Raw genomic sequence first — 10,064 nt, 5'->3', positions numbered from 1 at the left:
CTTCGCCAAAGAAAAGTACCCAAAAGAAAGGCGACCCTACTGTCTGCGACCCTTCGCTGCGCTACGGGCACCCTGCGGTGCTCGCTTCAGGCGGGGTCCGCGCAAACTCGCTGCGCTCAAACATGCGCGGCCCTTGATCCGCCTGAAGCTCCGCTCCTCAGCGCATACAGAAGGGGGTGGGGAGAGATACAAACAGCCGAACTCCACAAGGACGCGCCATGGCGCGTCCTTGTTTGTATTTGCTTTTGGTTTTGTCTTGGTATTCGGTATTGGTATTTGCATCCGCTCCCACCCCGTCCTGGCTGGGCCGAGCAGCGCAGATGGAGGCGGGATCAGGGCCGCAGTTGTTTGAGCCGAAGGCGAGTTCTGCGGACCCCCGCCGGAGTCGAGCAGCGTAGGGACCCAGACTGCGGGTCGCCTTCTCTTTGCTTACTTTCTCTTGGGCAGAAGCCAAGAGAAAGTGAGTCGCCCGCCGGGGCGAGTCCCGGCCTGGCAGTGAAGGGCGACCGCTATCAACTCAATAGCTGTCTGCGCCCGCACTTCATGGGCTAGAGCGCCAAAAATATTAAAAACTCAATCCACCCTGGCGCCGGAAGCCTTGACGACTTTTTCGTATTTACCCAGCTCACTCTTCATGAAAGCGCCAAACTGCTCGGGCGTGCTGGCCACCGGTTCGGCCATCAGGGTGGCAAAGCGGGTTTTGGCTTCGGGCGAGTGAAGCGCGGCGACAAAGGCCTGGTTGAGTTTGGCCACCACATCCTTGGGAGTGGCCGCGGGGGCCACCAGTCCCCACCAGGTGTCGATCTCAAAACCCTTGAGCGTCTCGGCCACGGCGGGCACGTCGGGCAGGATGGCGCTGCGCTTGGCGGTGGTCACGGCCAGGGCTTTGAGCTTGCCGGACTTGATGTTGCTTGATGCGGTGGCGAGGTTGTCGAAGTTGAAGTCCACCAGGCCCGACAGCAGCGCGAGCTGGGCCGGGCTGCCGCCGCTGTAGGGAATGTGCAGCGCAAAAATGCCGGCTTCTTTCTTGAACATTTCACCGGCCAGGTGGCCGGCGCTGCCGTTGCCGCCGCTGGCGTAGTTGAGCTTGGCCGGGTTGGCCTTGGCGTATTTGATCAGGTCGGCCAGGCTGTTGATGTTCAGGCGCTTGGCGGTGTCGGCGTTCATCACCAGCACGTTGGGCACGCGCACCATCTGTGTGATGGGTGCGAAGTCGGTAGCCGCGTTGTACGGCATCTTGCTGTACAGCCAGGGGTTGATGGCGTGGGTGGCCACGGCCGAGATGCCGATGGTCAGGCCATCGGGCGGGGCCTTGGCGACCAGGTCGGCGCCGATGTTGCCGCCGCCACCGGGACGGTTTTCAATGATCACGGTGCCCAGCGTGTCTTTCACGCGCTCGGCCAGCAGGCGCGCGGTCACGTCGATCGGGCCGCCGGGGGCGTAGGGCACGATGATGCGCGTGACTTTGGGTTGGGCCAGCGCCAAAGTGGATGAAAGGGCCAGCGTGGCGGCTGCGCCGCAGGTGAGGAGGTGTCGGCGTTTCATGCGCTTGCCTTGTGTTTGTCGGCCTCGGTGGTGAATGCGTCGGCGTAAAACTCTTCCGCCGGCAGGCCGGCCAGGGCGCTGTACTCGGCACGGGCCGAGTCCACCACGATGGGCGCGCCGCAGGCATAGACCTGGTGGCCCGAAAGATCGGCGAAATCTTCGAGCACCGATTTGTGGACGAAGCCGGTGCGCCCCTGCCAGTTGTCCTCGGGCAGGGCGTTGGAGATGACCGGCACATAGCGCAGGTTGGGCATCTCGGCCACACGGGCCTGCACCCAGTCGTTCATGTAGAGGTCCGCCGGGCGGCGCCCGCCCCAGTACAGCACGGTGGGGCGCGTGATGTTCTTGAACTGCATGTGCTCGATCAGCGCCTTGATCGGCGCAAAGCCCGTGCCCGAGGCCAGCAGCACCATGGGCTTGTCGCTGTCTTCGCGCAGGAAGAAGCTGCCGTAGGGCCCTTCAATGCGCAGGATTTCCTTTTCCTTCATGGGGCCAAACACATGCTCGGTGAACTTGCCGCCGGGCATGAGGCGGATGTGCAGTTCCACGCCGGGGTTGTCGGCCTGGGTGTGCGGCGCGTTGGCCATCGAGTAGGCGCGGCGGTCGCCATCGCGCAGCAAAAACTCCACATACTGGCCGGCGTGGTACTTGAACACGTCGCTGGCCGGCAGTTGCAGGCGCACCACCATCACGTCGTGCGAGGCGCGCGTCAGGGTGCTCACGCGCGAAGGCATCTTCTTGATCGGGTAGGCGCTTTCATCGGTCACTTGGCGCGACTCGATCACCACGTCGGTGTGAGGCACGGCGCAGCAGGTCAGGATGAAGCCGCTGGCTTCCTCTTCGGGCGACAGGGCCTTGGCCTGGTGGGGGCCGTGGCTGACCGTGCCTTCGAGCTTTTTGGACTTGCAGGTGCCGCAGGCACCGTCCTTGCAGCCATAGGGCAGGCCTATGCCCTGGCGAATGGCCGCGGCCAGCAGGGCTTCGTCGGGGTTGGCGGTAAAGGCCCGGCCACTGGGCTGCACGGTCACGTTGAAGGTCATCTTGGTATCCTCGGGCGGTATCTGTTTTTTGTTTCTGCTGTGTTTTTCAGCAAACCCCTAGATTTTGCCTTCAAACCAAAACCCCCTCGGCGCACTGCCTTCCCGCTTCCGCCGCGAGCGCGTCCTTGTCATCGGCTGCGGTGACGTGGGCCTGCGCGTGGCGCGCCAGCTGGCCCGAAACGTCAGGCTGCTGGCGCTGACCTCCTCGCCCGACCGTGCGCCCGCCCTGCGCGCGCAGGCCATCACGCCCCTGCCGGGCAATCTGGACGACAGCGCCACGCTGCGCCGGCTGGCCGGCCTGGCCACGCGCGTGCTGCACCTGGCGCCGCCGCCCAGCGACGACCTGACCGACTGGCGCCGCGACCCGCGCACACAGGCGCTGCTGCGCACGCTGCGCTTGCGCAGCCGGCCGCAATCGCTGGTCTATGGCTCGACCAGCGGTGTCTATGGCGATTGCCAGGGCGACTGGGTGGACGAAACCCGGCGCGTGAACCCGCGCACACCACGCGCCCAGCGCCGCGTCGATGCGGAAAGCCAGCTGCGCTGGTTTGGCCGCGCCACCGGTACGCGCGTGCACACGCTGCGCATTCCGGGCATTTACGCCCCCGACCGCGAGGGCGGCACGCCGCGCGGACGGCTGCTCAAGGGCACGCCGGTGCTGCTCGCGCCAGACGATGTCTACACCAACCACATCCATGCCGACGACCTGGCGCGGGCCTGTGTGGCGGCGCTGTGGCGCGGCAAGCCGCAGCGCGTCACCAACGCCAGCGACGACACCCAGCTCAAGATGGGCGACTACTTTGACCTGGCCGCCGACCTGTACCAGCTGCCGCGGCCACCGCGGCTGGCGCGCAGCACGGCGCAGGAGCAGTTGCCGCTGGTGCTGCTGAGCTTCATGGGAGAGTCGCGGCGGCTGGACAACACGCGCCTCAAACGCGAGCTGGGCCTGAGGCTGCACTACCCGACCGTGGCGCAGGGCTTGCGCGCCTGAGGCGGGCTGGGACAGGTACCGCGGCGAGGATACGCTGGCGCCGGCAGAGCTGCCCCCGCGAGGCGTTTTCAATTCGGGGAAAAAAGCGTCATTCAGCCTCTTGTTGCGGTTATCGATCTCCGCAAATATTGGTACTGTGCACGTGCCCGCATCTCCCGCGTCTTGAGACGGCAGATGCCTGCAGGAAACATTACGATGCCATTGAAAAATTTGAAGGTCAGCACGCGCCTGGCGACGGGGTTCGGAATCGTGTTGTTGCTGATGGGGGGCCTGATGGCGGTGGGCCTGACCCACATGGCCGAGGTCGGCGCCGTCAGCCGGCAAATCGTCGGCGGCGACTGGGCCAGGGCCGAGGCGGCGGCCAGGGTCACCACCACGACCCAGGCCAATGCACGAAGGACCATGGAGTTGTTCTTCGCGGGCGACAAAGCCGCAGCGGCGCAGATCCGCCAGCAGATTGAAGCCAGCAAACAGGCCACCACCGCCGCGCTGGCGGTGTTGGAGCAGGGCGCCTCCCCGGACGATGGGAAGACTCTGCTGGCGGCCGCGCAAAGCACGTACACGGCTTATGTGGCGGCCTTGGACAAAGTGGCCAGGCAGCTGGAACAGGGCGACCGGGAAGCGGCATCCCGCGCCTTGATCGGCGAGGCCCTGCCGGCGCTGGATATCCTGCAGCAGGCCGCCCGGGCGCTGGCCGAGCTGCAGTCCCGCCAGGTCAAGGCCCTTGGCGACGAGATCGCGCGCGACATCGGATCGGCGCGTTATCTGATGCTCGGACTGGGGCTGGCCGCCTTGCTGATCGGCTGCGCCGTGGCTTACGGGCTGATGCGCAGCATTGCGAAACCGCTCGACGAGGCCATCTACATCGCCGAGACGGTGGCTGCTGGGGACCTGAGCCAGGAGTTTGTGACCGAGCGCGGTGGCGACTTCGGCCGCCTGCTGGGCGCCTTGGGCGACATGGAAGACACCTTGACCGATCTGGTGAGCCGCATCAAGGCCTCGACCGATTCGATCACCGTGGCCTCGAAAGAGATCGCCGCCGGCAACGCCGATCTGTCCCGGCGCACCGAAGAGCAGGCCGCCTCACTGGAAGAGACGGTTTCCAGCATGGACGAGCTGACCTCCACGGTCAAGCTCAACGCAGAGCATGCGCAGTCCGCCAGCGGCCTGGCCGCCAGCGCCTCGGGCATCGCCGAGCGCGGCGGCGAGGTGGTGGTTCAGGTGGTGGAGACCATGGTCTCGATCAGCAGCAGTTCGAAAAAAATCGTCGACATCATCGGCGTGATCGAGGGCATCGCCTTCCAGACCAATATCCTGGCGCTCAATGCCGCGGTCGAGGCGGCGCGTGCGGGTGAGCAGGGGCGGGGCTTCGCGGTGGTGGCCGGTGAAGTGCGCAACCTGGCGCAGCGCAGCGCGCAGGCGGCCCGCGAGATCAAGGCCCTGATTGGCGATTCCGTGGAGCATGTGGAAAACGGCTCGAACCTGGTGGGCCAGGCGGGCCGGACCATGCAGGACATCGTGCAGGCCGTCAAGCGGGTGAGCGACCTGCTGGCGCACATCTCGGCGGCTTCGGTGGAGCAAAGCAAGGGCATCGAGCATGTGAACCAATCCATGATGCAGATGGACAAGGCCACGCAGCAAAATGCCGCGCTGGTGCAGCAGGCGGCCACGGCTGCCGCGGCGCTGTCGGAGCAGGCTTACCAGCTGCAGACGGCGGTCGGCGAATTCAAGCTGGATGCCGAGCCTGCCGAAACGCCCGTGCCTCTGCTGGCGTGAGAGCAGGGCGGCTCACGCCGGTGAAGCGGGATTTGCTATAAAAACAGGAGCTTCCTGCGCCCATTAACAAAGGGCTGGAGGCCTGTTTGGCTCAAATAATTCAGATGCCCGAAGCTTTTTTGAGCGTGAGCATGCGGTCCTGCGCCCTGAGCACGATGGTCTTGATCTCGGCTCCCTGCAGCACCGTGAGCTTGACTTCCGCATCGGGCGCCGCGCGGGCCCAGAGTTTTTTGTAAAAACTCTCCAGGCTGGTCACGGTGCTGTCGTCCACCGCCAGCACCACATCGCCGGCAGCGAGGCCGGCCAGCGCGGCCGGGCTGTCTTCGCTGACACGCAGGATCTGCACCCGGCCCTCCTCGTCGCTGGAGGTCAGGCCCAGCCAGGGGCGGTGGCTGAGCTGGCTGCTGCCGGACTGCTGCAGCTCGGCCAGGATGGGTTTGAGCAGGTCCACCGGCACGAACATGTTGCCGGGCCGCCGGCGGTTTTGCCCCATCACATCCATCACAAACAACGAGCCAATGCCCATCAGCTCACCATGCTGGTTGAACAGTGCCGCGCCGCTGTGGTGGCCGTTGCCCGACATGATGGGCGGGCTGGTGAACAGCGCGGTGTCCAGGTGGTACTCCCAGTTGCCCGAAAAAGCCCGCTTGCTGACGAGCAGTGCCATGTTCACCTCGCCCTCATCGCCGTCGGTGCTGGCGCCGGTGACCGCCATCAGCAGTTCACCGGCTTGCAGGTCCTGGGTGCTACCCAGCGGCGCCGGGCTGATGCCGGGCAGGGGCAGCAGGGGTTTGAGCAGGCCGAAGCCGGTGGCCAGGTCGTAGGCAACGGCGGAGGCCGGGATGACTTTGTTGTCCTGTGTGATGACCTCGATCTGCTGCGCTTCCAGCATCAGGTAGCCAATCGTCAGCACCAGGTCGTCGGGTCCGATGACCACGCCCGAGCCCTGGCGCAGGCTGCCCAGCCGTTCGGAAGAGCGTGCGCCTTCGGCGGCCGTGACCTGGACCCCCACCACGGCCGCATTGGCCCGGCTCAGCGCATCGATCATGGCTTGTGGGGCCGCGGACTGCAGGGTGTTGGCATGCGCCGACGCCGCAAAGATCAGGTACAGCAGTGGGGCTGAGACCACCGAAAGAAGGGTGAAGAGCCAGCGACTTGAGGTGCGCATGATCGACTCCTGCAACGCGGCGAGGCCGCACTTCAAGAATGCACTTAAATCAAGCCGCCGACAAGAGCAAGGGGATTAAAAAAATCAGGTTTTAGCCCGCATATTTCACGCTACTGCATTTTTTGATGCTCTGCGCGTGGTGATGCTGGTGTAACGCGCCACATGGTTTGCGGCCATCGCGTCAGATGGCTTGAGCTTGCAGACCATGTGGCGCGTTACACATCGGCGTAGCACCTGCTACAAGCTTTTTTGTAGAACGCAAAGGGGATTTGTGGAAACGGTTTTGCTCTGAGAAGGGCGAAAAACCGTTTGGTGCCCGGGGCCGGAATCGAACCGGCACGCCTTGCGGCGGGGGATTTTGAGTCCCCTGCGTCTACCAATTTCACCACCCGGGCAGGAAGAAGCGAAGACCGAAATTATGGCACAGTATGGCGTATGAATTATCCAACCATTGAAGACGCGATCGGCAAAACGCCGCTGGTGGCGCTGCAACGCATCAACGCTGCCGACAACGCGCGGCGCGGCAACATCATCCTGGGCAAACTCGAAGGCAACAACCCGGCCGGCTCGGTCAAGGACCGGCCTGCACTGTCCATGATCAAGCGCGCCGAAGAGCGCGGCGAGATCAAGCCTGGCGACACCCTGATCGAAGCCACCTCGGGCAACACCGGCATTGCGCTGGCCATGGCCGCAGCCATCAAGGGCTACCGCATGGTGCTGATCATGCCGGAGGACCTGAGCATTGAACGCGCCCAGACCATGAAGGCCTTTGGCGCCGAGCTGATCCTCACGCCCAAGAGCGGCGGCATGGAGTACTCGCGCGATCTGGCCACGCAGATGGAAAAAGATGGCAAGGGCAGGGTGCTGGACCAGTTTGCCAACGCCGACAACCCGCGCATCCATTACGAAACCACCGGCCCTGAGATATGGACGGATACGTCAGGCAAGGTGACACATTTTGTCAGCGCCATGGGGACAACCGGCACGATTACCGGTGTTTCCCGCTATCTGAAAGAGAAAAATCCGGCGATTCAGGTGATTGGCGCGCAACCGAGCGAAGGCTCGCGCATTCCGGGCATTCGCAAATGGCCGCAGGAGTACTTGCCCAAGATTTACGACCCGACCTGGGTCGATGACCTGGTGCTGGTCAGCCAGGGCGATGCCGAAGACATGTGCCGCCGCCTGGCGCGCGAAGAGGGCATTTTTGCCGGCATTTCGGCCGCCGGCGCCTGCTGGGTGGCGCAGCAGATCGCCCAAAAGGTGGAAAACGCCGTGATCGTGTTTGTGGTGTGTGACCGCGGTGACCGCTACCTGTCGACCGGTGTTTTTCCAGCCTGATCCTTGCGAAACTTTATAAGAAAAGTAGCTGCAGCACCGGTAATTTGTGCGCTGACAGCTATCAAATAGATAGCAAAACACGATCCGCGTAACATGACCCACGAATTCAGGTTCTGCCCGAACTGCGCCGCTCCGCTGGCGCTGCTGACCCAGCCGGAAGACGGCGGCGAGAAGACCCGGCTGCGCTGCCCGGCCTGCGGCTACACCCACTGGAACAACCCCACGCCGGTGCTGGCCGCGGTCATTGAATATGAGGGGCAGATTCTGCTGGCGCGCAACGCCGCCTGGCCCGGCAGGATGTTTGCGCTGATCACCGGTTTCATGGAAGCCGGCGAGACGCCGCAGGAGGGCATTGCGCGCGAAATCCAGGAAGAAACCAGCCTGCAAACCAGCGAGTTGAACCTGATCGGCGTCTATGACTTTCAGCGCATGAACCAGGTCATCATGGCCTACCACGCGGTGTGCAGCGGCGAGGTGTCGCTGTCGCCCGAGCTGGTGGAGTACAAGCTGTACGCACCCGAGCAGGTGAAGTGCTGGCCCGCCGGCACCGGCTACGCCTTGGCCGATTTCCTGAAGTCGCGCGGCCATGAGCCTGCGTTTGTGGAGTGGGGTCAAAAAGGCTGAGACCGGTTGATCTTCAAGCTAAAAAACGGTTTTACCCAGGGCGGATGTTCGAAGTTTGCTACTTATTTTATAGCGAATGCATTGGACCCGAACCGCCAACGCGGTCAAGGCGCATGCCCCTGCCGCCCCTGCCGCCTTAAAATCAAGACAAAGCCTTCAAGGCTATTCGGCTATTTCCAAGGACAACCGATGCACATCGACAAAGAACTCGACACCCGCGGCCTGAACTGCCCCCTGCCTATCCTGAAGGCCAAGAAAGCCCTGGCCGAAATGAACAGCGGCCAGTTGCTGCGGGTGGTGTCCACCGATGCCGGCTCGACGCGCGACTTCCAGGCCTTTGCCAAGCAAACCGGCAATGAACTGGTGGAGCAGCAAACCTCGGGCACGGACTTCATCCACGTGCTCAAACGCCGCTAAGGCATGTAGCGAAGGGCGAGGATCGCGCGAGGCGTCAGCTCGGCGAAGCGAAGCCGTCGAGCGCGATCACAGGGTGTGCCGCCGCTGCTTGCTGCGCAACGCGGACGCTCTGGCGCACCCCCGCGCAGCGGGATCGACCAGCGTAGCGACTGGCGAACGTGACGCCCTCGATGGGCGTCACGTGAGTTGTCTTAGTCCGGTCCGCTCGGCTGGTTCAGCGCACCTGAAGGCTTCGTAGATAGCTGCGAAAGTGTTCGCCCACCTCGGGATGGGCCAGCGCCAGTTCCACCGTGGCCTCCAGAAAACCCTGCTTGCTGCCGCAGTCATAGCGCTTGCCCTGGTACTGCAGGGCGTACACGCTTTCTTCGCCCAGCAGGCCGGCAATGCCATCGGTCAGCTGGATCTCACCGCCCACGCCCGTGGGCTGGCGGCGGATGTGCTCAAAGATCGCCGGGGTCAAAATGTAGCGCCCGGCGACGCCCATGCGTGAAGGGGCGGTTTCTGGAGCCGGTTTTTCCACAATTTGCCGCACCTTGAGCAAATTCGTGCCCGCAGCATCGGCTGCGACGATGCCATAGCGGCGGGTGTGCGCCAGCGGCACTTCCTGCACTGCCAGCACGGACTGCCCCAGCACTTCAAACTGCGCGGCCATTTGCGCCAGCACCGGCAGGCCGCCGGGCGGGCCCACCATCAAATCGTCGGCCAGCAGCACGGCAAACGGTTCCTGGCCGATCAGGTGCCGGGCGCACAAAACGGCATGGCCCAGACCCAGCGAACGGGGCTGGCGGACGTAGGAGCAGTCCATGTCGCTGGGCTGAACCGAGCGCACCAAAGCCAGCAAATCGAGCTTTTGCGCCATCTCCAGCTCGTTCTCCAGTTCATAAGCGGTGTCAAAATGGTCTTCGATGGCCCGTTTATTGCGTCCGGTCACAAAAATCATGTGGCGGATGCCCGCCGCATAGGCTTCTTCGACCGCGTACTGGATCAAAGGCTTGTCCACGACGGGCAGCATTTCCTTGGGCTGGGCCCTGGTCGCCGGCAAAAAGCGCGTCCCCAGGCCTGCCACAGGGAAAATCGCCTTGTTAAGACTTGTGATTTTTTTCATCGATTTTGTTTTTGGAAAACGCTAAAGTGGACCGCTGTTGTTACAAATCAGGCGCCTGGC

Annotated in this window: 9 protein-coding genes and 1 tRNA gene; 5 read left to right on the top strand and 5 right to left on the bottom strand. The window is 63.7% G+C overall.

Features of this window, described 5'->3' with window-relative positions:
- Nucleotides 1–573: 573 nt before the first annotated feature.
- Complete coding sequence (locus V6M61_RS10790) at nt 574–1,545, bottom strand: Bug family tripartite tricarboxylate transporter substrate binding protein (RefSeq protein WP_332776573.1); 972 nt, start codon at nt 1,543–1,545, stop codon at nt 574–576.
- Nucleotides 1,542–2,585, bottom strand: coding sequence for a CDP-6-deoxy-delta-3,4-glucoseen reductase (locus tag V6M61_RS10785; protein ID WP_332776572.1), 1,044 nt, complete (start codon nt 2,583–2,585; stop codon nt 1,542–1,544). Before V6M61_RS10785 ends, V6M61_RS10790 begins: the two co-directional genes overlap by 4 nt.
- Before the next feature lie 64 nt (nt 2,586–2,649).
- Between V6M61_RS10785 and V6M61_RS10780 the strand changes: the two genes are divergently transcribed.
- Nucleotides 2,650–3,576 carry an SDR family oxidoreductase gene (locus V6M61_RS10780; RefSeq protein WP_332776571.1) on the top strand — a complete coding sequence of 309 codons (927 nt, stop codon included), beginning with the start codon at nt 2,650–2,652 and terminating at the stop codon, nt 3,574–3,576.
- Between the two features lie 195 nt (nt 3,577–3,771).
- Nucleotides 3,772–5,352 carry a methyl-accepting chemotaxis protein gene (locus V6M61_RS10775; RefSeq protein WP_332776570.1) on the top strand — a complete coding sequence of 527 codons (1,581 nt, stop codon included), beginning with the start codon at nt 3,772–3,774 and terminating at the stop codon, nt 5,350–5,352.
- Nucleotides 5,353–5,452: 100 nt separating this feature from the next.
- On the opposite strand, the gene V6M61_RS10770 is transcribed toward V6M61_RS10775, so the two are convergent.
- Nucleotides 5,453–6,520, bottom strand: a complete 1,068-nt coding sequence (locus V6M61_RS10770; protein ID WP_332776569.1) for a S1C family serine protease — start codon at nt 6,518–6,520, stop codon at nt 5,453–5,455.
- Nucleotides 6,521–6,830: 310 nt separating this feature from the next.
- Nucleotides 6,831–6,915, bottom strand: a tRNA-Leu gene (locus V6M61_RS10765).
- A 40-nt stretch (nt 6,916–6,955) separates the two neighbouring features.
- Here V6M61_RS10765 and cysM point away from each other — a divergent pair.
- The 3 genes from cysM (at nt 6,956) to V6M61_RS10750 (ending at nt 8,899) form a co-directional block, all read left to right on the top strand.
- Nucleotides 6,956–7,858, top strand: coding sequence for a cysteine synthase CysM (cysM, locus tag V6M61_RS10760; RefSeq protein ID WP_332776568.1), 903 nt, complete (start codon nt 6,956–6,958; stop codon nt 7,856–7,858).
- Nucleotides 7,859–7,951: 93 nt separating this feature from the next.
- Nucleotides 7,952–8,482, top strand: coding sequence for an NUDIX hydrolase (locus V6M61_RS10755; protein ID WP_332776567.1), 531 nt, complete (start codon nt 7,952–7,954; stop codon nt 8,480–8,482).
- Between the two features lie 189 nt (nt 8,483–8,671).
- The gene (locus V6M61_RS10750) at nt 8,672–8,899 is read left to right on the top strand and encodes a sulfurtransferase TusA family protein (protein WP_332776566.1); all 228 of its coding nucleotides are present in this window, start codon (nt 8,672–8,674) and stop codon (nt 8,897–8,899) included.
- A 214-nt stretch (nt 8,900–9,113) separates the two neighbouring features.
- On the opposite strand, the gene galU is transcribed toward V6M61_RS10750, so the two are convergent.
- Nucleotides 9,114–10,004: a UTP--glucose-1-phosphate uridylyltransferase GalU gene (gene galU, locus V6M61_RS10745; protein ID WP_332776565.1), complete on the bottom strand. Its 891-nt coding sequence runs from the start codon at nt 10,002–10,004 to the stop codon at nt 9,114–9,116.
- Between the last annotated feature and the right edge of the window lie 60 nt (nt 10,005–10,064).

It is taken from the genome of Polaromonas sp. (assembly GCF_036676035.1).
Lineage (GTDB): Bacteria > Pseudomonadota > Gammaproteobacteria > Burkholderiales > Burkholderiaceae_C > Polaromonas.
This window is presented reverse-complemented; position numbering and strand designations above follow the sequence as displayed.

Excerpts from the sequence above, each read along its gene's own strand:
- V6M61_RS10790 (WP_332776573.1), bottom strand. The coding sequence starts at position 1,545 with ATGAAACGCCGACACCTCCTCACCTGCGGCGCAGCCGCCACGCTGGCC.
- V6M61_RS10785 (WP_332776572.1), bottom strand. The coding sequence starts at position 2,585 with ATGACCTTCAACGTGACCGTGCAGCCCAGTGGCCGGGCCTTTACCGCC.
- V6M61_RS10775 (WP_332776570.1), top strand. The coding sequence starts at position 3,772 with ATGCCATTGAAAAATTTGAAGGTCAGCACGCGCCTGGCGACGGGGTTC.
- V6M61_RS10770 (WP_332776569.1), bottom strand. The coding sequence starts at position 6,520 with ATGCGCACCTCAAGTCGCTGGCTCTTCACCCTTCTTTCGGTGGTCTCA.
- cysM (WP_332776568.1), top strand. The coding sequence starts at position 6,956 with ATGAATTATCCAACCATTGAAGACGCGATCGGCAAAACGCCGCTGGTG.
- V6M61_RS10755 (WP_332776567.1), top strand. The coding sequence starts at position 7,952 with ATGACCCACGAATTCAGGTTCTGCCCGAACTGCGCCGCTCCGCTGGCG.
- V6M61_RS10750 (WP_332776566.1), top strand. The coding sequence starts at position 8,672 with ATGCACATCGACAAAGAACTCGACACCCGCGGCCTGAACTGCCCCCTG.
- galU (WP_332776565.1), bottom strand. The coding sequence starts at position 10,004 with ATGAAAAAAATCACAAGTCTTAACAAGGCGATTTTCCCTGTGGCAGGC.